Annotated in this window: 24 protein-coding genes; 12 read left to right on the forward strand and 12 right to left on the reverse strand. The window is 65.9% G+C overall.

Annotated elements, in window-relative coordinates; all coding sequences use genetic code 11:
• Positions 1-26: 26 nt before the first annotated feature.
• The 6 genes from HNS03_RS01130 to HNS03_RS01155 form a co-directional block, all read right to left on the reverse strand.
• Positions 27-1,337, reverse strand: a complete 1,311-nt coding sequence (locus tag HNS03_RS01130) for a TRAP transporter large permease (RefSeq protein ID WP_367192446.1) — start codon at positions 1,335-1,337, stop codon at positions 27-29.
• Positions 1,334-1,912, reverse strand: coding sequence for a TRAP transporter small permease subunit (locus HNS03_RS01135; protein WP_367192447.1), 579 nt, complete (start codon positions 1,910-1,912; stop codon positions 1,334-1,336). Before HNS03_RS01135 ends, HNS03_RS01130 begins: the two co-directional genes overlap by 4 nt.
• A 25-nt stretch (positions 1,913-1,937) precedes the next feature.
• Positions 1,938-2,987 carry a C4-dicarboxylate TRAP transporter substrate-binding protein gene (locus HNS03_RS01140; RefSeq protein ID WP_367192449.1) on the reverse strand — a complete coding sequence of 350 codons (1,050 nt, stop codon included), beginning with the start codon at positions 2,985-2,987 and terminating at the stop codon, positions 1,938-1,940.
• A gap of 152 nt (positions 2,988-3,139) precedes the next feature.
• Entirely contained in the window at positions 3,140-3,535 is a 396-nt protein-coding gene (locus tag HNS03_RS01145) for a YciI family protein (protein WP_367192450.1), read from the reverse strand.
• A gap of 47 nt (positions 3,536-3,582) precedes the next feature.
• Positions 3,583-4,734 carry a CaiB/BaiF CoA transferase family protein gene (locus tag HNS03_RS01150; protein ID WP_367192452.1) on the reverse strand — a complete coding sequence of 384 codons (1,152 nt, stop codon included), beginning with the start codon at positions 4,732-4,734 and terminating at the stop codon, positions 3,583-3,585.
• An 11-nt stretch (positions 4,735-4,745) separates the two neighbouring features.
• The gene (locus HNS03_RS01155) at positions 4,746-5,555 is read right to left on the reverse strand and encodes a citryl-CoA lyase (protein WP_367192453.1); all 810 of its coding nucleotides are present in this window, start codon (positions 5,553-5,555) and stop codon (positions 4,746-4,748) included.
• A gap of 127 nt (positions 5,556-5,682) precedes the next feature.
• Here HNS03_RS01155 and HNS03_RS01160 point away from each other — a divergent pair, with 127 nt between their 5' ends.
• The 6 genes from HNS03_RS01160 to HNS03_RS01185 all read left to right on the forward strand — a co-directional run bounded on the left by HNS03_RS01160 (position 5,683) and on the right by HNS03_RS01185 (position 12,328).
• Positions 5,683-6,537, forward strand: a complete 855-nt coding sequence (locus HNS03_RS01160; RefSeq protein ID WP_367192454.1) for a dioxygenase — start codon at positions 5,683-5,685, stop codon at positions 6,535-6,537.
• Positions 6,538-6,550: 13 nt separating this feature from the next.
• Positions 6,551-7,366 carry an IclR family transcriptional regulator C-terminal domain-containing protein gene (locus HNS03_RS01165; protein WP_367192455.1) on the forward strand — a complete coding sequence of 272 codons (816 nt, stop codon included), beginning with the start codon at positions 6,551-6,553 and terminating at the stop codon, positions 7,364-7,366.
• A 47-nt stretch (positions 7,367-7,413) separates the two neighbouring features.
• Positions 7,414-8,904, forward strand: coding sequence for an amidohydrolase family protein (locus HNS03_RS01170; RefSeq protein WP_367192456.1), 1,491 nt, complete (start codon positions 7,414-7,416; stop codon positions 8,902-8,904).
• Between the two features lie 243 nt (positions 8,905-9,147).
• Positions 9,148-10,095, forward strand: a complete 948-nt coding sequence (locus tag HNS03_RS01175; protein ID WP_367192457.1) for a tripartite tricarboxylate transporter substrate binding protein — start codon at positions 9,148-9,150, stop codon at positions 10,093-10,095.
• Positions 10,096-10,260: 165 nt separating this feature from the next.
• Positions 10,261-10,821: a tripartite tricarboxylate transporter TctB family protein gene (locus HNS03_RS01180; protein ID WP_367192459.1), complete on the forward strand. Its 561-nt coding sequence runs from the start codon at positions 10,261-10,263 to the stop codon at positions 10,819-10,821.
• A gap of 13 nt (positions 10,822-10,834) precedes the next feature.
• Positions 10,835-12,328 carry a tripartite tricarboxylate transporter permease gene (locus HNS03_RS01185; protein ID WP_367192461.1) on the forward strand — a complete coding sequence of 498 codons (1,494 nt, stop codon included), beginning with the start codon at positions 10,835-10,837 and terminating at the stop codon, positions 12,326-12,328.
• A gap of 9 nt (positions 12,329-12,337) precedes the next feature.
• On the opposite strand, the gene HNS03_RS01190 is transcribed toward HNS03_RS01185, so the two are convergent.
• Both HNS03_RS01190 and HNS03_RS01195 read right to left on the reverse strand, forming a co-directional pair.
• Entirely contained in the window at positions 12,338-13,573 is a 1,236-nt protein-coding gene (locus HNS03_RS01190; RefSeq protein WP_367192462.1) for a Tm-1-like ATP-binding domain-containing protein, read from the reverse strand.
• A complete protein-coding gene (locus HNS03_RS01195; protein ID WP_367192464.1) occupies positions 13,570-15,057 on the reverse strand; it encodes an aldehyde dehydrogenase in 1,488 nt (495 codons plus the stop codon). Before HNS03_RS01195 ends, HNS03_RS01190 begins: the two co-directional genes overlap by 4 nt.
• A 116-nt stretch (positions 15,058-15,173) precedes the next feature.
• Here HNS03_RS01195 and HNS03_RS01200 point away from each other — a divergent pair, with 116 nt between their 5' ends.
• From HNS03_RS01200 to HNS03_RS01210, 3 genes are read left to right on the forward strand one after another with little or no spacing between them, the layout of a single operon-like run.
• Complete coding sequence (locus HNS03_RS01200) at positions 15,174-15,959, forward strand: IclR family transcriptional regulator (protein ID WP_367192465.1); 786 nt, start codon at positions 15,174-15,176, stop codon at positions 15,957-15,959.
• Complete coding sequence (locus HNS03_RS01205; protein WP_367192466.1) at positions 15,956-16,630, forward strand: HAD family hydrolase; 675 nt, start codon at positions 15,956-15,958, stop codon at positions 16,628-16,630. Before HNS03_RS01200 ends, HNS03_RS01205 begins: the two co-directional genes overlap by 4 nt.
• The gene (locus HNS03_RS01210) at positions 16,630-17,988 is read left to right on the forward strand and encodes an aspartate aminotransferase family protein (RefSeq protein ID WP_367192805.1); all 1,359 of its coding nucleotides are present in this window, start codon (positions 16,630-16,632) and stop codon (positions 17,986-17,988) included. Before HNS03_RS01205 ends, HNS03_RS01210 begins: the two co-directional genes overlap by 1 nt.
• Before the next feature lie 61 nt (positions 17,989-18,049).
• On the opposite strand, the gene HNS03_RS01215 is transcribed toward HNS03_RS01210, so the two are convergent.
• The 3 genes from HNS03_RS01215 to HNS03_RS01225 are packed head-to-tail and all read right to left on the reverse strand — an operon-like array spanning position 18,050 to position 21,824.
• A complete protein-coding gene (locus HNS03_RS01215; protein ID WP_367192467.1) occupies positions 18,050-20,350 on the reverse strand; it encodes a xanthine dehydrogenase family protein molybdopterin-binding subunit in 2,301 nt (766 codons plus the stop codon).
• Positions 20,347-21,330, reverse strand: coding sequence for a xanthine dehydrogenase family protein subunit M (locus HNS03_RS01220; protein ID WP_367192469.1), 984 nt, complete (start codon positions 21,328-21,330; stop codon positions 20,347-20,349). Before HNS03_RS01220 ends, HNS03_RS01215 begins: the two co-directional genes overlap by 4 nt.
• Complete coding sequence (locus tag HNS03_RS01225; protein WP_367192470.1) at positions 21,327-21,824, reverse strand: (2Fe-2S)-binding protein; 498 nt, start codon at positions 21,822-21,824, stop codon at positions 21,327-21,329. Before HNS03_RS01225 ends, HNS03_RS01220 begins: the two co-directional genes overlap by 4 nt.
• Positions 21,825-22,010: 186 nt before the next feature.
• Between HNS03_RS01225 and HNS03_RS01230 the strand changes: the two genes are divergently transcribed.
• Positions 22,011-22,670: a TetR/AcrR family transcriptional regulator gene (locus tag HNS03_RS01230; protein WP_367192471.1), complete on the forward strand. Its 660-nt coding sequence runs from the start codon at positions 22,011-22,013 to the stop codon at positions 22,668-22,670.
• Here the strand turns inward: HNS03_RS01230 and HNS03_RS01235 are convergent.
• Complete coding sequence (locus HNS03_RS01235; protein WP_367192473.1) at positions 22,667-23,365, reverse strand: TetR/AcrR family transcriptional regulator; 699 nt, start codon at positions 23,363-23,365, stop codon at positions 22,667-22,669. The genes HNS03_RS01230 and HNS03_RS01235 overlap by 4 nt on opposite strands.
• 126 nt (positions 23,366-23,491) lie before the next feature.
• Here HNS03_RS01235 and HNS03_RS01240 point away from each other — a divergent pair, with 126 nt between their 5' ends.
• Positions 23,492-24,700: an acyl-CoA dehydrogenase family protein gene (locus tag HNS03_RS01240; protein ID WP_367192475.1), complete on the forward strand. Its 1,209-nt coding sequence runs from the start codon at positions 23,492-23,494 to the stop codon at positions 24,698-24,700.
• Positions 24,697-25,707: a phosphotransferase family protein gene (locus HNS03_RS01245; RefSeq protein ID WP_367192477.1), complete on the forward strand. Its 1,011-nt coding sequence runs from the start codon at positions 24,697-24,699 to the stop codon at positions 25,705-25,707. The genes HNS03_RS01240 and HNS03_RS01245 overlap by 4 nt, the downstream gene beginning before the upstream one ends.
• Positions 25,708-25,923 lie beyond the last annotated feature (216 nt).

A 25,923-nucleotide genomic window follows, 5' to 3' on the forward strand; every position in this document is an offset into this window, starting at 1 on the left:
TGGATTGAGTCTTCGTTTGGCCGACGTCACGCGCGTGCCAGCCAGGTCGCGATCGACGGGACCGCTATCAGAATGGCCAACGCGGCAATCATCGCAAGCACGAACGGAAAGGCGCCGCGAAAGATATTGCCGACGGTCAGCTCATCGTCCTGAAGCGCCGACTTGATGGTATAGACCGACAGCCCGAAGGGCGGCGTCAAAAGCCCGGTTTCGACCGCAACCACGGTCAGGACCCCGAACCAGATCAGATCGAAATGCGCCGCTTCCGCGACCGGGAGGGCAATCGGCAGCAGGATCAGCATGATCGAGATGGAATCGATCAGGCAGCCCAACACGATCACCAGCGCCAGATAGACGATCAGAAAGCCGAGATGGCCGAGCGAGCCGTCGAGCAAGGTCTCGGCGAGCCAGTTCGGCAAGCCGGACATCGCCAGCATCCGGCTGAAGAAGGTGGCGGCGACAATCAGAAACAGCACCGAAACGGTGATCTGCCCGGTCTCCACCAGGAGGTTCCAGAACACCCGCGGCGTCAACGAACGGCGCAGGAGGGCGATCGCCAGCGCGCCGAGCGCACCCACGGCGCCGGCTTCGGTCGGGTTCAGAAAGCCGCCATAAAGCCCGCCCAGCACGAGCAGGACGAGAGAGACGATCGGCACCGCCAGGCGCAAAGTCTGCAACGCGCCGAACGGGTCCGGCACGGTCTCCTCGTCCGGCCGGTCGAACACGAAGCTGCGGCGGAACGTGCCGAGCAGGAGAATGGTGACGGAAAAGATCACCGCGAGCAGAAGGCCCGGCCCGACGCCGGCCAGGAACATGCGGCCGACGGACTCTTCGGCCAGCACGGCGTAAACGATCATCAACAGCGAGGGCGGAATCAGCATGCCCAGCACCGAGGATCCGGCCACCACCCCGGTGGAGAACGCCTTGCCGTAGCCGTGGCGGGTCATTTCCGGCACGGCCACACGGGCGAACACCGAGGCGGACGCGATCGAGATGCCGGTGATGGAGGCGAACACGGCGTTGGCGAACACGGTGGCGATCCCGAGCCCGGCGCGCAGCCGGCGCATCAGCCGCTCGAACAAGTCGAACGTGTCCTTGCCGACGCCGGAGACGGTGACCAAAAGCCCCATCAGCACGAACAGCGGCACCACCGCGAACAGATATTCGCGCAGACTGTCGTTGGCGACCTGGCCGAGCATGCGCATCGCCACCGTGTCGTTGCGGATGAGGGCCACACCCACGAACGAAACCACCATCATGCTGATGCCGATCGGTAGGCCGAGGAAGATCAACACCACCAGCGCGGCAATCGCGATGCCTCCGATTTCCACGCTCATGTTTTGTCCTTGGATGCCGTCGCCGCACCGCGCCCGCGAAGCGCGTCGACCGTCTGAAGCAGAAACTGCAACGCCGCGATCGTGAGACCGGCAAGGATCAGGACGCGAAACGGCCAGACCGGAACGGTCAGCACGCCGGTCACTCCGATGAATTCATGGGAGGCCAGGTCCTTCTCCACGATATGGATGGTGGCCCAGGCCATGGCGCCGACGATCCCCGCGCCGATGAGATCGTAGAGCGCGCCCACAAGCTGGCCGAGGCGCGGACGCGCGGCGCACAGGGCCCCGAACAGGAATTCCGTACGGGCAAGACGATCGTGGCGGATCGTGGTGCCGAGCTGAAGATACACGATCATCACCAGCGTCAGGGCGCCGAGCTCGGATACGAGCGGCAGCGACCCGCCGACCAGGTTGCGGGCGACGACGTCGCTCGCGATGATCAGCATCAGCACGCAGATCAGCACCGTGCCGAGCGCGGCGAAGCCGTCCACCAGGGTGTTCCAGGCTCGCCTGACCGCGCTCGGTGCCCCTCCGGCCGATGGGCCGGAGGGAGCCGTGGTTTGGGTGGAAGACATCGGGCGAGACGCCGCCTGGCGGGCCCTACTCGGCGTCCCAGTCGCGGGCCGGCTCTTCGCCGCGCTCGCGCAGCCCGTCCATGTAGGCGGCCAGGAACTCGTTGGCGGGAATGCCCTGGGCTTCCAGCGGCTCAGCCCATTCGCCGGCGAGGTTGGGGAGCTTGTTCACCCACTTCACCCGCTCTTCTTCCGGCATCACGGTGACAGTCACCGGCGGATCCTGGTCGGCGCCGAGCTCGACCATCTTCTCCATCGCCGCCTCGTGACGCTCCAGGAGGTCCTTGCCGTGGGCTTCGGTGTAGTCCTTGCCCGCCTGGATCATCGCGTTCTGTACCTCTTCGGGCAGCGAATCCCAGGTATCGCGATTGATGGCGACCGCGCCGGAGAAGGCAACGCCGGCATCGAAGCGGCTGATATAGGGCGCGACCTCGTAGAGCTTGGTCGGCAGCGCGCCCAGCGCCAGCGACAGAACGCCGTCCGACACGCCGGTCTGGATGTCGGTGTAGAAGGTCGTCAGCGCACCATCGACGGCATTGGCCCCGGTTCCGCGCAGCCAGGTGCCGAGCACGCCCGGCGCCGACAGCTTCATGCCGTCGATGTCGTCGATGCCCTCGATCGGCTCCTTGGTGTAGATGTCGTACATATCCGTCCCGGTGAAGCCGAGGACCTTGAGATTGTACTGCTCCCACTCGTTGCGGAACGCGTCGTTGGTCTCAAACAGCTCTTCCATCACGTCAAGCTGCACTGGCGGATTGGCGGTGGCGAAAGGGGCGTAGCTGGACGCCTGGCTGAGCGGCAGCTTGGCGGCCTCCAGGAACGAGAACACCCAGCCGATGTCGGTGATGCCTTCCTCCACCGAGGTGAGCGTGGCGTTCGCCTTGTAGAGCGAGCCGCCGAAGGCTTCGTTCCAGCTGATTTCGTAGTTGCCGGTTTCCGCCAGGATCTCGTCCGTGCGCGCCATGAACACCGACTTGATCATGCCGACCCACGGGATCACCAGCGGGTGGCTGGACGCCACGGTGAGATTGATCGTCTCCTGAGCCGACAGGCTGGTCGGCGCGAGCGAAGCGCCCATAAGCAGCGCCGCCGCCAGAGCCGTTCCGCGTCTCGCGGACGCACGCGGAGGCGCTGCGGTGTCGGTTCGACGCGATTTCGAACGGAAAACCGGTCCCCACTTTTCCTGAAAGTGCTGCAACCGTTTCATTGCTGTTCCTCCCTCTGCGATTGTCAGATGAGCGTGAACGTCTGGCTCGAACAGTCGAGCCGAAGCGTCACGCTGCCTTCGTTGATCATCCACGGTCGGACCGTGAATGCGCGCGCGCCCGATTTATGCATCGGGTCACGTTCGGCGATTTTGATCGCTTCCTCGCGCGAGCCGGCCCGCACGACCACCAGCCCTTCGCCTTCCCAGGCATCCTCGGCGTCGGTCCACATCGGGCCCGCGGCATAGAGGATGCCGTCTTTTTCAAGGCTGACCTGGAAGGCGAGATGCTCCTCCATCCGCTCCAGCACAGGCCCTATCCCGTTCGCCGGTCGGGTAAAGATGGCATAGAGCTGCTTTTGAAGCATCTCGCGACTTGCCGTCATGACGTCGGCAACCGGGATCGATGTCGGTCCGCCCATCGCCTCTCCCCCCTTGCTTGCGCCTCGCGTTTGCGGGCGCCGGCGCCTCAGCCGGCGGCCTTGCCGCGGCCGGCCAGTTCGGCCCGGATCTCCGCGCCATGCTCGTCCAGGGTCGGCGGCGGCAGAATGTCGGCATCCACCTCCCCATCGAACGCGTAGGGCGCCCGCACGGTCGTGAAGGTTCCCATCTCCGCATGTTCGGCGGAGATCTTGATGCCCAGATGCTGGGCCTGGGGATCGTCCAGCGCCTCGTCGGAATCGTAGGCCGGCGAATGCGGCACCTCGTTCTCCCACAGCTGCGCGCACCACTCCTCGCGCGTGCGCTCCAGGAAAATCGGCCGCATCACATCAATCAGGACGTCGTGATGCTTGATGCGCTCCATACGCTCCGAAAAGCGCGGGTCCGTGCCGATTTCCGGACGATCCAGCGCTTGCACAAGGCCGTCCCAGAACTTGGTGGGCGACGACAGGTGGAAGGCGATCCATTTTCCGTCGCTGCATTCGAAGGTATAGGATTGGGACACCTCCGGACGGCTGATCGGACCCATCACCTCGCCCATGGAGAAATAGTGGGTGAAGCTGTCCAGGTTGAAGTGGCTCATGGCCTCCAGCATGGAGATGTCGAGCCGGCGCCCCTCCCCGGTCTTGGAGCGCTCCAGGAGCGCGGCGCAAATTCCCATCGCCGCGTACTGGCCGGTGATGGCATCGGCGATCGCCGGACCGATGACGCGCGGCCGATCCGGCGGGGTCAACAGCCGCAGATAGCCGCTCGCCGCCTGGGCGACGGTGTCGAACACCGGCCGGTCGCGGTACGGCCCCGACGCCCCGAACCCGGTGATCGCGCAATAGATGATTCCCGGATTGATCTTGCGAAGATCCTCTTCGCCGGCGCCCAGCTTTTCCGCGACGCCCGGACGGAAATTCTGAATGAAGACATCCGCGGTTTCGATCAGCGACCGGAACACCTCGGCATCCTCCGGATCCTTGGTGTCGAGCGCGATCGAGCGCTTGTTGCGGTTGTAGGTCTGGTAGTGAGGCGAGTAGAGCCCGCCCTTGAAGGCCCGGAAGGGATCGCCGGTGCCCGGCCGCTCGACCTTGACGACATCGGCGCCGAGATCGGCCAGGTGCATGCCGGCCGCCGGTCCGGTGATGTAGGTGCCGAGCTCGACGACGCGGAAGTCCTTGAGGATCTTGGTCATCGTCCGCCCCCTCAAGCGCGCTTGCGGGCTTTGTCGGACAGCGGGCCATCATAGGCGATGGCCTGGTCGGCCTTGTTCGACATGATGAAACCGATCGAGCGCTGGCTTTCCTCGAACAGGTGCGCCACCAGGCCGGCGGTGCGCGCCAGCAGCGGGATGCCCTTCATCGCCTGATGCGGCCAGCCCGCGTCCAGCATCAGGGCCGGGATCGCGCCGGAGACGTTGATGGGAAGCGGCCGCTCGATGATCTTCGGGGCGTGCTCTCCGAGGGTGCGCAGCATGCCGATATAAGGACCGACGATCCGCTCCCGATCGGCGATTTCCAGAAGCACGTTGGCGCGCGGATCGCCGGCGGCATGTTGCGGATGACCGAGACCGGGGACCTTCGAACGGCTGGCCTTCAAGCCTTCCAGGCTCGCCTTCGCCACCGCATCGGCATCCTCACCGCTCTGGCGCGCCTCTTCCACCAGCTCGAACAGATAGCGGCCTGCCACCTCCGACGAGCCGGCAACCACCGACCCCATGCCGAGCAGTCCGGCCGACATCGCGCCCTGCCAGGCGTCGGGACCGGCGGCGAGCGTCATGCGGGCGGCCTGCACGCTCGGCACCAGACCATGCTCCGCGATCGCCACGAGGCAGGCGTCGGTGATCCGGCGCTGGACCTCGTTCGGCCGCTCTCCCGTCACCAACAACCAGAAATAATCGGTGAACCCGATCTGGCCGATCAGCTCGTCGCACAGATCGCTGCCGCGAACCGTGATCGAGTCCGCGTCGGACGTGGCAATGGCGGTGAAGGCCTGGTCCTGCTTTCCAATCCGCATTCCGTCAAAACCTTTCGTATGCCGAAATTTTTTTCTCTTGTCGAAGGATAGGGCTGTGCTTACCCTGCCGTCAAGCAGTGTAGGGGCCGGCGACGACGAAGCGCCGTCCGACGAGCGGGAGGGAGCCATGTCCGACGTCAATCAGTTCACCATCACCGAAGCCGTGAAGAAGAGCTTCGCGACGGAGCCTGGTTCGCGCTTAGAGCTGCTTCTTCAGAAGCTGATCGACCACGTTCACGCCTATGCTCGCGAGACGAACCTCACCCACGACGAGTGGATGGCGGCGCTGAATTTTCTCTACGACTGCGGAAAGATCTCAACGCCGGATCGCCACGAGTTCATTCTTCTGTCCGACGTCTTGGGCTTTTCGGCGATCGTCGACATGATCAACACGCGCGGCGGCGCGACCGAGGGCAGCAACCTGGGTCCGTTCTACCTGCCCGAGTCCCCGGACAAGACGCTTGGCGCCGACCTGGCCGGACCGCGCTCCGGCGTGTCGGTGCTGTGCCGCGGCCAGGTGCGCGACACGCTCGGTCACCCGATTCCGGGCGCGGTTATCGACACTTGGCAGGCCGACGGCAGCGGCACCTATCCGATCCAGGAGGAGGGCCAGGACAAGTACGACCTTCGCGGGATCTTCAGGGCAGACGAGAACGGCAACTACTGGTACACGACCGTGCTGCCAAAGCCGTACACCGTGCCCTATGACGGCCCCGTGGGCGATCTCCTGCGCGCCGGCAACCGGCATGCCTGGCGCGCCGCCCATCTGCACTACATCGTCCGTGCCGAGGGCATGCGGGCGATCACCACCGAGCTGTTTTTCGCCAACACGGAATATATCGACAACGACGCCGTGTTCGGCGTACGCAAATCGCTCATCACCGAGCTCCAGCCCTACGACGCGTCAGCCAACGCCGATATCCAGCTCCAGCGCAAGCCGGACGCCCAAGTCTATTTCGACTTCGTGCTTGCGCCTGCCTGACGGGAGACCTCCCATGCTCCAGAAACCGGACCAGGACGAACGTCCCCCCGAGTTCGTCGAAGCCCTCGCCAAGGGACTCTCGATCCTGGAGTGTTTCGGAGCGGACAACGCGGAGATGACGCTCTCGGAGATCGCGCGCCGGGTCGGGCTCAGCCCCGCCGCCGCGCGGCGCAGCCTGATCACGCTGAAAGCGTTGGGATTCGTCGGCCAGACCGAAAAGCGCTTCCATCTGAGGCCGAAGGTGATGAGCCTCGGTTCGGCGTTCTACTTCTCCGCACGCGTGGACGAGGTGCTGCAGCCGGAGCTGCGCAACTTCGTCAGCACGTTCGGAGACGCCTCTTCGGTCGCGACCCTGGTCGGCCAGAAGGTGCTCTATATCGCGCACTATTCCGAGCAGCGCGCCCGCCGGCCGAGCGCCGTCGTCGGCGCGCGCTATCCCGCCCAGGCAACCTCGCTGGGTCAGGTGATCCTGGCCGGCCTGCCGGAAGACCGGCTGGAGGCCTTCCTGCAGAATATGGAGCCGGTCGCGCTCACGCAGCGCACCATCGTCGACAAGGACGAGCTGCGCGAGGTGATCGCGAACGTCCGCGCGCAGCATTATGCCGTTACCGTCGACCAGCTCGACTACGGCATCACGGCGCTCTCCGTCCCGATCCGCGGGCGCGACGGGCAGACCGTGGCCGCCCTCAACACCTCCGGCTACTCCGGCGCCATGACGGCGGACCGGCTGGTCGAGGAGCGCCTGTTGCCGCTGCGGCAGGCGGCGGCCCGCATCGCGCAGACGTTCCAGCGCTATCCCGTACTCGAACGCATCATCGATCACGACTGAACGCCCGCACCAACGTCGGGCGAGTGCCACACGAGGGGAGGGACGACATGTGCATGGCATGCAACGGCCGGCGGCATGCGCCGGCGCACGGATCGGACGCCACCATGGCGGCCGGAAACGGCTCGCCGTCGGCGGGCGGAGCGCAACCGTCGCCGAAGGTTCGCCAGCGCGAGCTGCCGGACGGCATCGGCCGCGACGGGCGGCGAACCCTGATCCGGGGCGGCACGGTGATGTCGATGGACCCGGCCGTCGGCGATTTCGAGCGCGCCGACGTGCTCCTGAACGGCCGTCGAATCGAAGCGATCGGGCCCGATCTCGACGCCGGCGACGCCGCCATCATCGAGGCCGATGGCATGGTGGTGATGCCCGGCTTCATCGACACGCACCATCATCAGTTCGAAACCGCGCTGCGCAGCCTGTTGCCCGATGCGATCCTGATCAACGACGGCCGGCCGGAGAGCGCCCTCAACTATTATGAGGGCATGCTGCAGACCTTGTCCCAGGTGTACCGGCCCTACGACGTCTATGTCAGCGAGCTTTACGGCGCGCTCGCCCAGCTCGACACCGGCGTGACCACCGTGATGGACGTCTCCCAGATCCACCATTCGCCGGAACACTCCGACGCCGCGGTCGACGCCCTCAAGGCCTCCGACCGACGTTCCGTGTTCGGCTATTTCGAAGGCTGGGGAGACGCGGCCAAATATCCCGACGACGCCGCCCGTCTGAAACAAACCTATTTTGCCTCCGACGATCAGCTCCTGACGATGGTCATGGGCGGCGAAATCTATCTGCCGATGTACGAAAGCGCCTGGCGCATCGGGCGCGAGCTGGACCTTCCGATCGCACTGCACGTGGTCGGCACCTTCGGCATGGCGCCGGTGTTCGACGAGCTGGCGAAGGCCGGGACGTTCGGTCCGGACAACATCTTCATCCATATGACCGGCATGAGCGATCTCGGCTGGCAGGCGGCGGCCGACGCCGGCGCGCATGTCTCGCTCTCCGTGCCGATCGAGATGCACATGCGCCACGGCATCCCGCCGCTGCAGCGCGCCCTCGATCACGGCCTGCAGCCCTCGCTCTCGACCGATGTGGAATGCACCATGTCGGCCGATCCCTTCACCCAGATGCGGGGGGCGATCACGCTTCAGCGCGCATTCGCCAACGAACTCGCGCTGGCCGGCGAGGACTATCCCAAGCTTTTGTCGGCCCGCGACGTGCTGCGCTTCGCCACGCTGGAAGGCGCGCGAGGGCTCAAGCTCGACGCCAAGACCGGCAGCTTGACCCCCGGCAAGGAGGCCGACATCGTCCTGCTCGACGCCACCCGCCTCAACGTCGCCCCGCTCAACCACGCGCCGGGCGCCGTCGTCACCCTGATGGACCGCTCGAACGTCGACACTGTGCTCGTGGCCGGCAAGGTCCGCAAATGGCGCGGCGCACTGCTCGACGGCGATCTGGAACAGCTTCGCGGCGAGTTGGAAGCAAGCCGGGACTATCTGCTTCGGGCCGCGGGCATCTCCAAGGACCTGTTCCGCACCTGACCGGCGCCTCATCGAGGCCCGTATCGAAGCGGTGTGCAGAATGTTGCGCACCGCTTTTCTTTTGCGCGCGCAGACCTGCGCAAATCGTTGCGCGCGCAGACTGCGCGGAGGGCGCGCCACACGGCCCGACACAAAGGCATTGACACCGTCTCAAGTGAAACCAACAATGGAATTGCACCGATGGTGATAATAATGAACCGGCCAAATCGCCGGTCGATCTTCCGGACCGAGAAGGGAACCCGCATGCACAAGCTCCTTACAGCCCCTCTTGCCGCGGGCGCGCTTGCAGCGCTCACCCTGGCCTCTCCCGCTCAGGCGGACTATCCGGATCGGCCGGTCGAGTTCGTCGTGCCCTGGCCTCCCGGCGATCTGGAAGACGTCCTGACGCGCATGATCGCGGAGAACTTCCAGGAGACCTACGGCCAGCCGGCCGCGGTTGTGAACAAGCCGGGCGGCGGCGGCGGCCCGTTCCCCGGCGCAGTCTACGTGGCCGATGCGCCGGCCGACGGTTACACGATCGGCTCCTTCGTCATCGGCGTTCCGATCGTCGGCCCGCAGCTCGGCATCCCGCAGCTCCAGCCTAACCCGTTCGTGCCGGTGGGCATCTTCCTGACCTATCCGTTCGTGATCGCGACAGCCAAGGACGCGCCCTACGATTCCATCGACGAGCTGGCGGAATACGCCAAGTCCCATGACGTGACGCTGGGCCACTTCGGCGCAGCCCTGCCGCCCACCAAGGCCACGCTCGCGCTCGCCGACACCAAGGGCTTCTCCTTCGCCTCCGACGCCGCCTTCGACGCGCTCGACTGCAACACGCTCGCCTCCGGCGACGTCGACGTGATCAACACCACGGTCCAGCTCGTCTCCGCCTGTCTCGACGACATCAAGGTGCTGGCGACCGTGACCGACCGTCCGATCGCGATGGTGCCGGACGCTCCGACCATCGGGGACCTCGCTCCTGAAATCGATCTGGCGCTCTGGAATGGCCTGTTCGTCCGCAAAGACACGCCGCAGGACGTGATCGACAAGATCGCCGCCGTCGCCAAGAAGACGATCGCCAGCGACAAGGCCAAGGATTTCGCCGAAAAGACCGGAGCCCTGATCTACTGGAAGGATCAGGCGGCGTCCGAAGCCCAGATCGAGAAGGACGGCAAGACGATCGACAAGATCAACGAAATGGTGGGGCAGTAACGCCTCCTTGTGACCGGGCGGCATCGCGGTGCCGCCCGCTTGGTCGTCTCTGCGGCCTGTTGCCGTCTTCCCGATTTCGGGCGCACACTGCCCTCACAGCTCCGGATCGCCGGTCGCCTGGGTCTTCGACCGCACGCGTTCGGCCTGCCCTCGCGATGGCCCGCCATGACCACCGGTCCCGAGACGTCCAACGACACCGAGCGGCGGCTGACCGCCGCTCATCATCCTGCCGAGCTGGTCTACGGCGCCGCGGCCTTTTTGTTTGCGGTGGCGCTCCTGACCCAAATTCCGAATGAGATCACCTGGGTGAAGCGCGCCGCGCTGGTCTCCCAGCCGGGCTTCTGGCCGGTCATTTCGATCGTCGGAATGCTGATCTTCGGCGCGGCCGAGCTTGTCTTCGCCATCCGCCGCAACCGAGCCGCCGATCTTCCGGCGATCCGCAGCGAACTCCTCGCCTGGCTCAGGGCGCTGGAATTTCTGGTCTGGTTCATCGCCTATGTCGCACTCGTGCCGCTTGCCGGCTATCTGCCGACCACGCTCGCCTTCGCCTGCCTCCTGACCTGGCGGCTTGGCTACCGCAGCGCGCGGATGATCGCCGCCGCAGCCCTCCTCGCGATCGTCACCGTCGTGGTCTTCAAAGGCCTGTTGAGCGTGCGCATTCCCGGCGGGGCCGTTTACGAACTGCTGCCGCCCGCCATCCGCAACTTCATGATCCTCTACCTTTAGGCATCCTGCATCGATGGACATTTTGCTTTCCGCCATCGATCTGATCGCCCGGCCGGATGCGCTGCTGGCCCTGCTCGTCGGCTCTGCCGCCGGCGTCGTCATCGGCGCGATTCCGGGAGTTGGGCCCGCCGTGGGCATCGCGATCCTGCTGCCGGCCACCTTTTCCATGGAACCGCTGGTCGGGCTGACGCTGCTGCTCGGGATCTACGGGTCGGCGATGTTCGGCGGGGCGATCCCCGCCGTATTGATCAACACGCCCGGCACGCCGGTGAACGCGCTCACCACCTATGACGGCTATCCGATCACGCTGCGCGGCGAACCACACCGAGCGCTCGCGCTTTCCTACGGCGCCTCCTTCTTCGGCGGTGTGTTCTCGGTTCTGTGCCTCATCCTCTTGTCGCCACTTCTGGCCAAGGTCGCGCCCATGTTCGGCTCGCGCGAGATCTTCCTGGCCGCGCTTTTGGGCATGGTGTTGGTGGTGGTCGCCCACCGCGGCCAGAGTGCGGCCGCCGGCGCGCTCTTGTGCTTCGGCATCTTCCTGCAGACGATCGGGCTGGAGCCGGTGCGCTACAGCGCCCGCTTCACCTTCGGACAGACTTGGCTCACTTCAGGCGTCGATCTGATCGTGGTGGTGCTCGGCCTGTTCGCCCTGTCCCAGGCGTTCGTACTCCTGGTCGGGCGTGACGAGGCCTTTAAGATGCCGAAGCTCGCCGGCCGTCTGTTCGAAGGCCTGCGCGAGGTGTTGCGCTATCCGAAGGTGCTTGTCCCCGGCGCAGGGTTCGGCACGCTGATGGGGATCATTCCCGGTGTCGGCGAGTTCGTTGCCCAGTTCATGTCCTATACCTGGGCCCAGCGCGTTTCGCGCCGGCCGATGGACTTCGGCAAGGGCGCCCCGGATGGCGTGGTCGCCTCGGAAGTCGCCAACAACGCCGTCCCGGCCGCCGCGATGATCCCGCTGCTCGCGCTCGGCATCCCCGGCGAAGCGCTGACGGCGATGATGCTTTCGGTGTTCTACGTCCACAACGTCGTGCCCGGTCCCGGCCTGTTCCAGAACCATCTGGACTTCGTGCTGGCCCTCTATCTGTGCCTGCTCGTGCTCAACGTGCTGGCGCTGGTGATCCTGGTGCTGGCGACCCGACCGCTTCTGAAGGTGGTGGCCATCCCGAACCGCTTCCTCGGAATGGGCATCCTGGTGCTCTCCTTCGTCGGCGTCTATTCGCTGCGCAACTCCGCCACCGACTGCATGATCGCCGGCGCCTTCGGCATCCTCGGCCTGATCCTGAAGCGGCTCAACCTACCGATCGTCCCGATCATTCTCGGCATCGTGCTGGGCGGCATCATGGAAACCAAGTTCCGCACCTCGCTGCCGCGACTCAAGTCCCCGCTCGACCTGATCGACCGGCCGATCGCCGCGATCCTGTTCGGCCTGATCGTGCTGGTGCTGGTCCTGCACGCGCGCTCGCTGATCAAGGCACGCAAGCTCCGGGCGGAGCTGAAGCGGCAGTAGTCTCAAAAGCTACATGGATATGATCCCGTCGGCGATCCAGGCGTCGAAGACGGCAAGCGCGGCATCGGCAAAGGCTCGATCGTTGATGTGAGCGTCGATCTCGGTCAACCCGACAGGGTGAACGATCGCGGTGCGCATCTCGTCCACGAAGGCGGCGAGCCCATCAGGATCGTGCGCCGGCTCGCCGAGCTTGTCCCATTCCTCAATCCCGCCGACGGGCAGCAGCACATGAGCCGGGGCCGTGGATTGGCCGAGGCGCCGCCCGATCTCGCGCGCCGTGTCCCGGCGCTCCTCGGGCGTCAGCATGGCGGACGCGATCAGCCGGTTGTGGACATGGTAGGGACGATCGCGCAGGCCCATCGGTACTTCTTGCCAGGCCGCGAAGTCGACCAGGTCGATGCAGCCGGGCGCCACGATCTGCGGGATGCCGGCCCGCCCGGCCGTCAGCACCCGATCCTCGCCGCTGTTCACGATCGAACCGTGCATGAGATTCGAGAGCTCCTGGAGCGCAAAATCCATCACGCACGCGAACGCCCCCTCCGCAGCCAGGCTCTCGAACGCCATGCCGCCCATACCGGTGGCGTGGAACACCGCGACTTCGAAGCCGCGCGCTTCCAGCGCGGGCTTCAGGATCTTCATATAGGACAGGCACGACGACCCGAGACTGGTCATGCCCACCATCGGTCGGTCCTTGCGGGGAGGCTCGACCGCCCGTGCCGCCCCCAGCACCGCCCCCGCCGCCTGGCTGAGCGACGATTTGCAGACCGCGTTGAGGCCATAAAGCCCACCGGCCCACAGGATCATCTGAATGTCCGGCGAGAGCCGCCCGGTCGGGATCAGCGGAGAGAAGGAGACGGTGGAAACGATATATTTCGGCACGCCCATGGGCAGCGCGCGAGCACAATCGAGCGCCAGATCGGTCCCCATGGTGCCGCCCATGGCGATCATGCCGTCGAAGCGGCCGGCCTCGTAGAGCTGTTTCACCAAACGAGCGGCGCCCTCCGCCATGATCTGCATGGCCGAATTCTCGTCGCCGGAGGCGATCACCGCCTCGATCGACGAACCGGCGGTTCCTGCCACATCGTGCTTGGAGAGATCGGTCGCCTCGGGCGGATCGCCAAGCACGCTGACATCCATGGTGAGCGTGCGCCCGCCCTGCCCTTCGATCGCGCCTTGCAGATAGCGCAGCTCGTCGGACTTGGTGTCGTAGGTGCCGATGATCAGGATGGTCTTTATGTCGCTCACGTCAGATCGATCCAGGCGGTCTTCAGGTTGATGTACTTGTCGAAGGCGTGCAGCGATTTGTCGTGGCCGTTGCCGGACTGCTTGTGGCCGCCGAGCGGGACGGTGTTGTCGGCCCCGCCGTAGGTGTTCACGTGGACAACGCCAGCGTTGACCGCGCGCACCATGCGGTGGGCACGGGCGAGATCGGAGGTCCAGACAGCGGCCGCCAACCCGTAGTCGGTGGCGTTCGCGATCCGGATCGCCTCGGCCTCGTCCTCGAACGGGATGACGGCAAGCACCGGACCGAACACTTCTTCCTGGGCAAGGGTCATTGCTGGCGACACATCGTCGAACACGGTGGGCGCCATATAGTAGCCGCCGGTCTCTTCCAGGATGCGCGACCCGCCCGCCTTCAGGCCGGCGCCCTCCTCCCGCGCCTGCGCGACGTAACGCAGATTCTTCTCGAGCTGCTCGGCGCTGGAGACGGCTCCGATGTTGGTGGTGACATCGAGGGGGTCGCCGACCTTCAGCTTTCCGACCCGGTCCACGAGCTTCTCGACGAAGTCGTTGTGGACGCGCTTTTCGACCAACAGCCTGGAACCCGCGACACAGACCTGGCCGGAATTACGAAAAATACCCGAGATCGAAACCGTCGCCGCACGTTCCAGATCCGGCGCGTCGGCAAATACGATGTTGGGCGACTTGCCGCCAAGCTCCAGATAGATCCGTTTGAGATTGGAGCGAGCCGAATATTCCAGAAGCCGGCGCCCGACCCCGCCGGAGCCGGTGAAGGCGAGCACATCCACGCCCATGTGCAGGCCGAGCGCCTCGCCCGCCACCTGACCGCGCCCGGTCACCACATTCAGAACACCCTCGGGCAGGCCGGCCTCGGCACACAGCTCCGCCAGGCGCAGTAGGGAAAGCGAGGCGCCTTCGGCCGGCTTCAGAACCACCGAATTGCCGGCGGCAAGCGCCGGGGCGAGCTTCCAGGCACCGATCATCATCGGGAAGTTCCAGGGCACGATCGCGCCCACCACGCCGACCGGCTCGCGATGGATCAGCCCCAGCACGCCGTCTTGGGTCGGTGCGATCTCGCCGTAGATCTTGTCGAGCGCCTCGGCGTAGTAGCGGAAAGTGCCTGCCGCGCTGCCGGGCTCCGCCTTGAACGCCATGCCGATCTCGGTCCCATTGTCGCGCACGCCGAGCACCGCAAGCTCCAACGCATGCGCCTCGATCAAGTCCGCGATCTTGTGCAGCACCTTCTTGCGAAAGGCCGGGGCCGCCCGCGACCAGGTGCCCGCGTCGAAGGCATTGCGCGCCGCCGTCACCGCGCGGTCGACATCGCCCGCGTCCGCATCGGCAATCGACGTCAGACGGCGACCGTCCAGCGGAGACACGACGTCGAGCGCGGCGCGCTCGCGCGCCTCCGACCAGGCGCCTCCGATAAACAGACGCTGGGACGGAACCGCCTTGTGGCGAAGCGCGTCGACTGCGGCCTGATCCATGAACCCTCCGAATAAATCGGTTCATTATTATAACCGATGGTTCAAAAAAATCTTGCAGAGGTCTGGAAGTTCCGTCAAGTCTGAATGGCGTCCATGAGGAAATCAGCACGTGCGCGATGCGAACCGTTGAGAAAGCTCTGAAAATTCTCGACCTCTTTACGGTCGGGCGCCCGGAGGCGGGCCTGAGTGATCTTGCGCGCCAAGCCGGGCTCGACAAGGCGACCACGCTCCGCATGCTGTCGTCGCTCGCCCGACAGGGCTTTGTCGAGCAGCACCCGGAAACCAAGAAATACCGGCTCGGTAAGGCGGTGTTGCGCTTCGCGCGCATTCGCGAGACCTCGTTTCCGGTGCTTTCCATGATCCAACCGGCGCTCGACCGGCTGGCGGAGGAAACCGGCGAGACGGCGCATGCCTCGCTCGCCTCGGGTGCGGAGTTGATCACGGTCGGCATTGCCGTTCCCCAGCGCGCAACCCGCGTGCATCTGGAATTTTCCGAGCCGCTGCCGTTCCATGCGACGGCGTCTGGGCTCGCCTATCTGGCCTTTTCGCCGAGCGAGCTGGTGGACGAGCTGATCGGCAATCGGCCGCTCTCCGTCTACACCGAGCACACCAAAGCCTCGGCCGACGATGTGCGCCAGGACCTGGCGGAGATCCGCGCGAGAGGGTGGGCCGCCTCGGCCAACAGCTACGAGATCGACGTCGTGGGCATCGCCGCGCCGATCTTCGACTGGTCCGGTTCCGCCTACGGCGCGATCGCGGTGGCGATCCTTGCGGCCCGCGCGACGCCGGAACTGCAGGAGAAGGTGACCGCCGCCGTACTCGGCGCCGCGATCGACGTCACCCGCGCCATGGGCGCAGAGCCCGACCCGGCACTCATCAAGGCAAGGCGGAGCCTGACATGAGCGCGCCCTGCACGACCCTGGTTCTCGATTTCGGCGGCGTCGTCTCCAAGACCGTGTTCGAGACCCATGCGGAAACGGAGCGCACCCTTGGGCTTGAGCCTGGAACGCTGACCTGGCTCGGTCCCTTCGATCCGGCAGGCGACCCGCTGTGGCGCGCCATGCAGGCCAACGAGATCACCGAACGGGAATACTGGGCCGTCCGGGCGCGGGAGACCGGCGAGCTGGTCGGTGAGGTCTGGGACACGTTTCCCAAATTTCTCCAGCGCATTCGCGGCAGCGGGCGCGACGTGGTCCGGCCCGAGGCGCTCGCGGCGATCGAAACGGCAAAGGCTGCCGGGCGCCGGCTCGCGATCCTCTCCAACGAGCTCGACCTGTTCTATGGCCCGGACTTTCGCGACAAGCTGCCTTTCCTTGCCGATTTCGACCTGATCGTCGACGCCACCTACACCGAGATCCTGAAGCCGGACCCGCGCGCCTACGGCTTCGTCATCGATGGGCTGGGGGTGTCGGCAGAGGCCTGCGTCTTCGTCGACGACCAGCTCAGAAACATCCGTGGCGCGGATGCGGCCGGCATGAAGACCGTGCATTTCGACGTGCGCCACCCCGCCGATAGCTACGCCCGCGCGCTCGCCCTTCTCGGACTTCCTCAAACGCCGGAGGCTCGGCCATGATGCTCCACGACAGCAATTTCCTGAAAGAAAACAATGCGCGTCACATGTGGCATCCCATGGCCCACCCGGCCGAGATGCAAGCCCATCCGCCCAAGCTGCTCGTGGCCGCCGAAGGCGTGACGCTCACCGACGTCGACGGCCACAAGACGCTCGACGCCGTCGGCGGGCTGTGGAATGTCAATCTCGGCTTTTCGTGCGACCCGATCAAAAAGGCGATCGCCGACCAGCTCAACGAGCTGCCCTACTATTCCGCCTTTCGCGGCACCGCGACGAGCCCGGCGGTGGAGCTTTCCTACCAGTTGGCGGAGTGGTTCAAGCCCGACGGTCTGGTGCGCTCCTTCTTCACTTCCGGCGGATCCGACAGCGTGGAGACCGCACTCAGGTTGGCGCGCCAGTACCATAAGATCCGCGGCGAGCGAGACCGCACCAAGTTCATCAGCCTGAAGAAGGGCTATCACGGCACCCATTTCGGCGGCGCCTCGGTCAACGGCAACGCCAATTTCCGCCGCAACTACGAGCCGCTGCTTCCCGGCTGCTATCAGATCGCCGCACCCTACACCTATCGCAATCCGTTCGATGAGAGCGACCCGGAGACACTCGCCAAAATCTGCGCGCAACTTCTGGAAGACGAGATCCTCTTCCAGGGTCCCGACACGGTCGCGGCCTTCATCATGGAACCGGTGCTCGGCGCCGGCGGCGTGATCCCGCCGCATGAAAGCTTCATGCCGATGGTGCGGGACATCTGCGACCGCCACGGCGTGCTCCTGATCGCCGACGAGGTGATCACGGCATTCGGCCGCACCGGCGCCTGGACCGGCTCGCGGCTTTGGGGCGTGAAGCCCGATCTGATGACCATCGCCAAGGCGATCACCAATGGCTACTTCCCGTTCGGCGGGGTCATGATCGGCGACAAGGTCGCGGACGTGTTCGAAAACAGCACGGACAGTTTCGGCGCGATCGGCCACGGCTACACCTATTCCGCGCATCCCGTGGGCGCGGCCGCCGCGCTCGCCTGCCTCCCGGAGATGAAAAAGGCCAACGTGGCCGCCAACGCCGCCGCGCGCGGCGACGAGCTCCTGGCCGGCTGCGAGGCGCTGAAGGAAAAGCACGAGATCGTCGGCGATGTGCGCGGCAAGGGCTTGATGGTGGCGGTCGAGCTCGTCGCCGACCGGGGCACCAAGACCCCGATCGACAAGGCGACGATCGGCGCCGTGTTCGAAACCGCCTACGCGGAAGGAGTGATGCTGCGGGTCTCCGGCAACACCATCATCCTGTCGCCGTCGCTGGTGATCACCGCCGACGATGTCCAGCGCATCGTCGCCGCGCTGGATGCGGGCCTCGCCGCCCAATCGGCGTGACCGGGGGACCGCTCATTCCAGCAGTCGCCGGAATGAGCGGAAGCCATAGGAGATTTGGGCCTTACAGTAAGTTCTCCATCGTAATCGGGAGCCTGCGGACCCGCTTGCCGGTCGCGTGATAGACCGCGTTGGCGATCGCCGGTGCCATGCCCACGATCGCGAGCTCGCCAACAGCCTTGCCGCCAAGCGGGGTCGCGTCATAATCCGGCTCGCCCACCGAATGGATGTCGATTTCCGGCACGTCGGCGTTGGTCGCCACCAAATAGTCGGCGAAATTGGCGTTCAGCATCCGCCCGTTGCGCGGATCGGTAACGCCTTCCTCCAGGAGCGCCATGCCGATCCCCATGATGATGCCGCCCTTGAACTGGCTGTCGGCAAGCTTGGGGTTGTAGAGCCGGCCGGCATCGACCGCCGTCACCACCCGGGAGACGCGCACGGTTCCGAAATCCTCGTCGACGCGCACTTCCACGAAATGGGCGCAGAAGGAATGGCGCGAGACCTCTCCTCTGACGCCGCCCTCCATCCCGGCCATGGAGGTGAAGTATTTAAGCCGCTCCTCCGGAGGCCGCTCGCCGTCCGGGAGAGTGTCTCGGGTGACATCGATCTCGCTGCGCCCGGTCGCCGCCATCAACTGAGCGATCGACATCGTCGCCCCGCGCGGCGTGCCGATCCTGCCCTCGGAGAGCGTTAGCGTGTTGGCCTGGTCGCGCAGCGGTGAGTTGGGATCGGTGAGGCCGAGGGCGATCAGCTCCTCGCGGGCGGCGACCGCCGTCTTGTAGACGGCACCGACCATCAGGTTGGCAAGCTGCGACCCGCCGGCGACCGGCGCGTGACCGAGCGTGGAATCGCCGAGCTTCACGTCCACCATCTCGACCGGAACCCCGAGCACGTCGGCTGCCGTCTGGGCGAGGATGGTATAGGTGCCAGTGCCCATGTCGATCGCGCTCGACAGGACCTCGACCGTGCCATCGGAAAGGATGCGCACCCTGGCCTCGCCGGGGCTGGAAATGACCGGATGGGTCCCCACCGCCATGCCCCAGCCGATGAGCTGGTGTCCGTCCCGCATGGAACGCGGCTCCAACGGACGCCCGGACCAGCCGAAGGCCGCCGCGCCCGTGTCGTAGCACGCCATCAGACGGCGCGACGACCACGGCAGGCCGCTATCGAAGTCGTGGTCGGCCTCGTTCCGGCGCCGGAGCTCCAGCGGATCGATGCCGAGCTTGCCGGCAAGCTCGTCGATGGCGCACTCGATGCCGACGGCGCTCGGCGTCTTGCCCGGCGCGCGAAAAGCGCCCGGCAGCACCGTATGGACCGGAGCGATCGACTGGCGCGAGCGGAAGTTGGGCACCGCGTAGAGCAGCGCGGTCACCGACCCCAACTGCTCCACGAAGGCCTTGTCCACCGCCGTCTCGTTGGTGCCTTGATGGTCGATGGCGACGATCCGGCCGTCTTCGGTGGCGCCGATCTTGAGCGACTGGCGCGTGGCCGGACGTGCGCCGAAGGCGGTAAAATGCTGGCTGCGCTGGAGCGCCAGCTTCACCGGCCGGCGGAGCTGGCGCGCCGCCATCACCGCCACGATCGAATGCGGCAGCACGAACCCTTTCGAGCCGAACCCACCGCCCACATAGGGCGAGACCACCCGGATGTTCTCAAACGGGATCTCGAACTGCTGGGCGAACCAGTTCGCGGTGCCGTCGATCCATTGGGTGGATTCGTAGAGCGTCAGCCGGTCGTCGTCCTCCCAGTGGGCGATCAGGCCGTGGGGCTCAAGCGCCATGTGGTATTCGCGCGGTGTCTCGTAGGCGGCGTCCACGACGACCGGGGCCTCGGCAAGAGCCGCGTCCGGATCGCCCCAGTCCTTGGCCATCATGTCCACCGGCCGGGTCTGGGTGTCCTCGGCGTCGAATGTGGCGCGAACCGGAGCTTCCTCATAGACGACCGCGAGGCGGGCTGCCGCCTCCCGCGCCTGCTCAGGGGTATCAGCCACCACCGCGGCAATCGCCTGGCCGTTGAACGTGATCTCGGTCGGAAACGGGGTGTCGTAGTCCTTCGCGGGCGCGTTGCCCCAATAGTCCGGGATCCACTTCACCTGCGCCGCATTGAAGGCGTCCAGCACCAGCCGCACGCCGGGGCTTGCCTCCGTCGCGCTGCGGTCGATGGAGACGACGCGGCCGGCGCCGATGGTGGACTGGACCAGGACGCAGTGAAGCAGGCCGTCGATCCGGTGCTCCAGCGCATAGGTCGCCTCGCCACGGATCTTGGCCGGCCCGTCGGCGCGCACATGAATGCTGCCGAGCGTGCCGCGCACCATTGCGCCATCGGACGCGTCGCCGCGTTTCGTGGTCGGTTCGATGATGGTCATGCCAGACCTCCCAGGGTCAGGATGGCACGTGCAATCACGCGCGGGACAAGCTCGATCTTGTAGGCGTTGCCGTCGAAGGCGACGGCCTCCGCCACGGCGAGCCGGCTCGCCTCTCCGACGGCCTCCTCATCGAGAGGCGTGCCGCGGAGGGCATCCTCCACGGCGCGCGCCCGCCACGGCTTGGTGGCGACACCGCCGAGCGCGACGCGAAGATCGGCGATCGTACCGCCATCGTCGGCGAGCTCCAGCCCAACGGCCGCACTCGCGGACGCAAACTCGTAGGACTGGCGGTCGCGAACCTTCAGGTAGGTAGACCGCCGTGCCACGGGCGACGCGGGAACGCTGACGGCCGTGATGATCTCGCCCTGACGCAGATCGGTCTCGCGCTCGGGAGTCTCGCCGGGCAGGAGAAAAAAGTCCTCGGCGGCAACGGTGCGCCGACCCACGTGGAGCGTCGCGTCGAGGGCCACGAGGGCAACGGCAAGGTCGCCCGGATAGGTGGCGATGCAGGCCTCGCTGGTGCCGAGCACGGCATGATTACGGGTGAGTCCGCCAAGGGCGGCACAGCCGGAGCCCGGGGTACGCTTGTTGCAGGAGGGATAGGCGGCAGGATCCCGGAAATAGCTGCAGCGGGTGCGCTGCATCAGGTTACCGCCGATGGTCGCCATGTTTCGAAGCTGCTGAGAGGCGGCCAACGAGAGCGACTGAGCGACGGCCGGAAAGCCGTCCTTGATCCGGGGATCGTCCGCCACCCGGCTCATTTTCGCAAGCGCCCCGATCATTGCGCCGCTCGCGTCGACATCGATGGCGTCGAGGCCGGGAATCCGGGAGATGTCCACCACCGTCTCCGGCCGAACGACATCCAGTTTGGCCAAGTCCACGAGGGTCGTCCCGCCGGCGATCACCATCGTGTCGGCGAAGTTGGCGAGGACGGAGGCCTCGTCGAGATTTGTCGCCCGCTCATAGTGAAAGTCGATCATGCCGCCTCCTGGGCTCGGTCGGTTTCGGCTTCCGCCGCCTTGCGGACGGCAGCGACGATGTGAGGATAGGCGCCGCACCGGCAGAGATTCCCGGACATGTACTCCCGGATCTCGTCGTCGGAGCCGGCATGGCCTTCGGCGATGCAGGACACCGCGGACATGATCTGTCCCGGCGTGCAGTAGCCGCACTGGAAGGCGTCTTCCTCCAGGAAGGCCTGTTGAACCGGATGCGGCGTGCCATCGGCGGCCGCCAGGCCCTCGATGGTGGTGATCGCGCGGCCGTCCGCCTGAACCGCGAGCATCAGACAGGCCAGCATGCGCTCGCCGTCGACATGGATGGTGCAAGCGCCGCACTGGCCATGGTCGCACCCTTTCTTGGTTCCGGTCAGGCCAAGGTTCTCGCGAAGCGCGTCGAGCAGCGTCACGCGCGGCTCGACATGAAGCGTGTGGGAGATTCCGTTGATGGTGAGGTCGATGCGTGTCGGGTCGGTCATCCTAGATCCTTGTCCGAACGCCGCTCGGGGTCGCACGCCGGGCCGGAATAAGAGGGGGCCGACAATCCACGCGTGACAGGCAAACCCACGATACGGTATGCAGGGGAGGAGCCAATAAGCGGAGGCGCCTCCGTTTATATTTAGAAGACCGATAACCGGGGTTCAAGACCGCCGGACCGGCGGAGCATGGAATTGGTCGAAAAACGCGCCGGGAGGCAGCTCGGTTCGGGCGACGCGGCGGAAGAAAAGCCGATGCGGGCGGATGCCCGCCGCAACCGGGACAGGCTCGTGGCCGTGGCGGCCGAGGCGTTTGCCGCCAATGGCGTGCAGACATCCCTGGAAGATATCGCGCGTGAGGCCGGCGTCGGGATCGGCACGCTCTATCGCCATTTTCCGACCCGCGAGCATCTGGTCGAGGCAGTCTATCGGCGCGAGGTCGACTTGCTCTGCCAAGCCGCCGAGGACCTGGCGAAGCGCCTGCCCCCGGACGACGCGTTGGAGGACTGGCTGCGCCACCTGGTGTCCTACGCCGCCACCAAGCGCGGCATGATGGACAGCCTGCGCATTCTGCTCGACACCGGCTCCACGATCTTCGCCGATACGCCGAGCCGGATCTCGCAGGCGCTGCAAGGCCTGGTCGAAGCCGCCTCCAAGGCGGGCACCATCCGCCAGGATGTCGAGGCCGCCGATATCCTGCAGGCCACCTCGGGGCTCTACTCCGCCCCAGAAACGCCCGACTGGAAAGACCGCGCGCTCCGGCTGGTTTCCGTCATCATGGACGGGCTGCGCCATGGCGCACCGCGCCGGACCGATGGAGACGGGGCAAGCGCGAACACGGGCTCCTAACCCCCATTCCGATCGGCCAAACAGGCGCGCAGGACAAAGTCCTGGACCGTGGCGATATAGGTTTCGATGGCGACCTCACGGCGCCGGTACTTGGCGCGTTTCACGTACCAATCCTGCAGCAGCGGCTTGATGAGCGAGGCGAGCAGGGGCGAGGTTTCGGTCCGGAAACGGCCCTCGGCGACACCGCGCTCGATCACGCGGGCGAAATAGGCCTCCGTCTCGATCTCACTGTCCGCTGCCGCGCGGCGTTCGGAGGGCGGAAAGGTCTTGGCTTCCAGAAACGCGAAACCGAACCAGGGCAGCATCGCTTCGGTTAGCCGGATGTGGGTTTCGATCAGCCAGGTCAGATGCGCCACCGGATCGGCGGCAACCTCCCCCGGCGGGTCGGCAAGGACGCGGCGCACCTGTTCGGCGACTTCCTGAAGGATCATGTTCAGAAGCGTCGTCTTGCTGTCGAAATAAGCGTAGAGCCCGCCCATCGACACGCCCGAGATCTGCGACAGGTCGCGCAGCGACATGGCCTGGAAGCCTTTGCGGTTCGACACCTCCAGGGCCGCCTTGATGATCACGGTCAACTTGCGGATCGCAACCTCCGGCTTCCGCACCCCGATCGTGTCCCGGTGGCGCGCAAGCATCGACCGGCACAACGCCTCGGTGGTGAACTCCGCCGGGTCGAGCATTCCGATGCTGTCCATTCTTCCGGTCTTCCACCCTTGAGACTTGCGGCGCTCCGGCGCGACGCGCACGGCGGATTGCAAGTTAACCCGGTCCCGCCTATAAATCTATCGAGCGCTCGCTCGAAAAATAACTGGAGTCGTCCCGTGGATTTTAAGATCCCGCCCCGTGTGGAAGACTTTCGCGCCCGCATCGCCCGGTTCGTGGAAGACGAGATCCTGCCGCTCGAAGCCGATCGCGACGCCTGGGACGCACACGGCAACATTGCCCTGAACCATCTGGAACCGCTGCGCGAGAAGGCGCGGACCGAGGGGCTGTGGTGTTTGCAGCTCAAGCCCGAGACCGGCGGTCAGGGGCTCGGCAAGGTCGGCATGGCGGTCTGCTACGAGGAGATGAACCGCTCCATTTTCGGCCCGGTGGCGTTCAACTCCGCCGCCCCCGACGACGGCAACATGATGGTGCTGGAGCAGGCGGCTTCCGACGCCCAGAAGGAGCGCTGGCTGAAGCCGATCGTGGACGGCAATGTGCGCTCTTCCTTCGTAATGACGGAACCGCGTCCGGGCGGTGGCTCAGACCCGGGAATGATGCTGACGACCGCGACCAAGACGGGCGACCGCTATGTCGTCCGCGGGCGGAAATGGTTCATCACAGGCGCCGAGGACGCGAGCCACTTCATCCTGTTGGCCCGCACATCCGACGATCCGAGGCGCGGCCTGACCGCCTTTCTCCACCATCGCGACGAGCCCGGCTGGCGGATCGAGCGACGGATTCCGATCATGGGCCCGGAGGAGCACGGCGGCCATTGCGAGGTCGTCTACGAGGACATGGAACTTCCCGCCGATCGGGTGATCATGGGCGAAGGCCTGGGCCTGAAGCTCACGCAGATGCGGCTCGGGCCGGCGCGGCTGACCCACTGCATGCGCTGGCTGGGATTGGCCAAGCGCTGCATGGAGATCGCCCAGGAATATGCCCAGAACCGGCACGGCTTCGGCGTCCGGCTGGCCGACCGCGAAAGCATCCAGATCAAAATGGGCGACATCGCCATGGGGATCGAAGTCGGCCGGCTGTTGGTGATGAAGGCGGCCTGGGAGCTCGACCGGGGCAGCTTCGCCCGCAAGGAGATCTCCATGGCCAAGATCCACGTCGCCAACCTCCTGCACAAGGCAGCGGACGTGGCGATCCAGATCAACGGCGCGCGGGGTTATTCCCAAGACACCGTGCTGGAATGGATCTACCGCTACGCCCGGCAGGCGCGGCTGGTCGACGGCGCGGACGAAGTGCACCAGATGGTCCTGAACCGGCACCTGAGCGACGAAAAGCGCGCGTTCTGGACCTGGGAGACCGCCGAGACATGAGCGATCTCGACCTTGCCGCCCTTGAGGCCTGGCTGGCGCACAAGCTGCCCGACGAGAGCGGCCTTTCGGTCGAGCGGATCAGCGGCGGTCAATCCAATCCGACCTGGTTCGTAACCTTCGGCACTGTGCGCCTGGTGCTGCGCAAAAAGCCCCCCGGACCGATCCTCAAGGGCGCCCATGCCGTCGAGCGGGAGTTCCGGGTGCTAAAGGCGTTGGAAGCGACCGACGTGCCGGTCCCGAAAGCGCTGTGGCTGGAGGAAGCCGACAGCCACCTCGGCACGCCCTTCTACCTCATGGAGCGGCTGGAAGGACGCGTCTTTTCCGACTGCACCTTGCCGAGCCTGACGCCCGAAGAACGGCGGGACATCTATCTGGAGATGGCCCGTACCCTGGCGCGGCTGCATGCCGTCCGCCCCGAGGCGGTCGGACTTCAGGATTTCGGCCGTCCCGGCAACTATTTCGAGCGCCAAATCGGCCGTTGGAGCAAGCAGTATCAGGAATCCACCAGTCCACGCATCGCGGCGCTGGACGAGCTGATCGCCTGGCTACCTTCGCACATGCCACCCGACGACGGCGCCGTCTCGATCGCCCATGGCGACTTCCGGCTCGGCAACCTGATGTTTCACCCGAGCGAGCCCCGAGTGATCGCAGTGTTGGACTGGGAACTCTCGACGCTTGGCCATCCGCTTGCGGACCTGGGTTTCGCGGTGATGCCTTGGCACACCAGCCCCGACGAATATGGCGGCATCCTCGGAACGGAGTGGGCGGCCGCCGGGATCCCATCACGCGACGACTTCGTGGCGGAATATTACGCCCACGCCCGGCCGACCGCGCCGCTAACGCCGTTCCATGTGGCGTTCGCGCTGTTCCGTTTCGCCGTGATCTTCGTTGGCATCGCCGATCGAGCGCGAGCGGGCAACGCGGCGTCCGAGGAGGCTGGGTCGCTCGCCCCGCTGGCGGAGCGCTTCGCCGTCAGGGCACTTGAGGCAACCCGAGCGGCGATCTGAAAGCGACGGCGATCTATGGCCTAGGTCATGAACTCATAAATCCGGACGGTCCGGGCGGAGGCAATTTGGTCGAATGCCAGGAGCAAGAGCGCAGGAAACCCGGCCGGTTTTCAAGATTTTGCGACGCAGCAGTCGGGCAAATCGACCCGCTCCTTCGGACGCCGAAACGGTTTCGACCTGCTTCGTCGACCCGCTCGGACGGGGGAAAGACCCCGC

The sequence above is a fragment of the Amorphus sp. 3PC139-8 genome, assembly GCF_040750475.1.
In the GTDB taxonomy this organism is placed as follows: Bacteria; Pseudomonadota; Alphaproteobacteria; order Rhizobiales; family Amorphaceae; genus Amorphus.

What these genes read in the sequence shown, in the direction of transcription:
- HNS03_RS01130 (WP_367192446.1), bottom strand. Translation starts at nt 1,337, where the DNA reads ATGAGCGTGGAAATCGGAGGCATCGCGATTGCCGCGCTGGTGGTGTTG.
- HNS03_RS01135 (WP_367192447.1), bottom strand. Translation starts at nt 1,912, where the DNA reads ATGTCTTCCACCCAAACCACGGCTCCCTCCGGCCCATCGGCCGGAGGG.
- HNS03_RS01140 (WP_367192449.1), bottom strand. Translation starts at nt 2,987, where the DNA reads ATGGGCGCTTCGCTCGCGCCGACCAGCCTGTCGGCTCAGGAGACGATC.
- HNS03_RS01145 (WP_367192450.1), bottom strand. Translation starts at nt 3,535, where the DNA reads ATGGGCGGACCGACATCGATCCCGGTTGCCGACGTCATGACGGCAAGT.
- HNS03_RS01150 (WP_367192452.1), bottom strand. Translation starts at nt 4,734, where the DNA reads ATGACCAAGATCCTCAAGGACTTCCGCGTCGTCGAGCTCGGCACCTAC.
- HNS03_RS01155 (WP_367192453.1), bottom strand. Translation starts at nt 5,555, where the DNA reads ATGCGGATTGGAAAGCAGGACCAGGCCTTCACCGCCATTGCCACGTCC.
- HNS03_RS01160 (WP_367192454.1), top strand. Translation starts at nt 5,683, where the DNA reads ATGTCCGACGTCAATCAGTTCACCATCACCGAAGCCGTGAAGAAGAGC.
- HNS03_RS01165 (WP_367192455.1), top strand. Translation starts at nt 6,551, where the DNA reads ATGCTCCAGAAACCGGACCAGGACGAACGTCCCCCCGAGTTCGTCGAA.
- HNS03_RS01170 (WP_367192456.1), top strand. Translation starts at nt 7,414, where the DNA reads ATGTGCATGGCATGCAACGGCCGGCGGCATGCGCCGGCGCACGGATCG.
- HNS03_RS01175 (WP_367192457.1), top strand. Translation starts at nt 9,148, where the DNA reads ATGCACAAGCTCCTTACAGCCCCTCTTGCCGCGGGCGCGCTTGCAGCG.
- HNS03_RS01180 (WP_367192459.1), top strand. Translation starts at nt 10,261, where the DNA reads ATGACCACCGGTCCCGAGACGTCCAACGACACCGAGCGGCGGCTGACC.
- HNS03_RS01185 (WP_367192461.1), top strand. Translation starts at nt 10,835, where the DNA reads ATGGACATTTTGCTTTCCGCCATCGATCTGATCGCCCGGCCGGATGCG.
- HNS03_RS01195 (WP_367192464.1), bottom strand. Translation starts at nt 15,057, where the DNA reads ATGGATCAGGCCGCAGTCGACGCGCTTCGCCACAAGGCGGTTCCGTCC.
- HNS03_RS01200 (WP_367192465.1), top strand. Translation starts at nt 15,174, where the DNA reads ATGCGAACCGTTGAGAAAGCTCTGAAAATTCTCGACCTCTTTACGGTC.
- HNS03_RS01205 (WP_367192466.1), top strand. Translation starts at nt 15,956, where the DNA reads ATGAGCGCGCCCTGCACGACCCTGGTTCTCGATTTCGGCGGCGTCGTC.
- HNS03_RS01210 (WP_367192805.1), top strand. Translation starts at nt 16,630, where the DNA reads ATGCTCCACGACAGCAATTTCCTGAAAGAAAACAATGCGCGTCACATG.
- HNS03_RS01215 (WP_367192467.1), bottom strand. Translation starts at nt 20,350, where the DNA reads ATGACCATCATCGAACCGACCACGAAACGCGGCGACGCGTCCGATGGC.
- HNS03_RS01220 (WP_367192469.1), bottom strand. Translation starts at nt 21,330, where the DNA reads ATGATCGACTTTCACTATGAGCGGGCGACAAATCTCGACGAGGCCTCC.
- HNS03_RS01225 (WP_367192470.1), bottom strand. Translation starts at nt 21,824, where the DNA reads ATGACCGACCCGACACGCATCGACCTCACCATCAACGGAATCTCCCAC.
- HNS03_RS01230 (WP_367192471.1), top strand. Translation starts at nt 22,011, where the DNA reads ATGGAATTGGTCGAAAAACGCGCCGGGAGGCAGCTCGGTTCGGGCGAC.
- HNS03_RS01235 (WP_367192473.1), bottom strand. Translation starts at nt 23,365, where the DNA reads ATGGACAGCATCGGAATGCTCGACCCGGCGGAGTTCACCACCGAGGCG.
- HNS03_RS01245 (WP_367192477.1), top strand. Translation starts at nt 24,697, where the DNA reads ATGAGCGATCTCGACCTTGCCGCCCTTGAGGCCTGGCTGGCGCACAAG.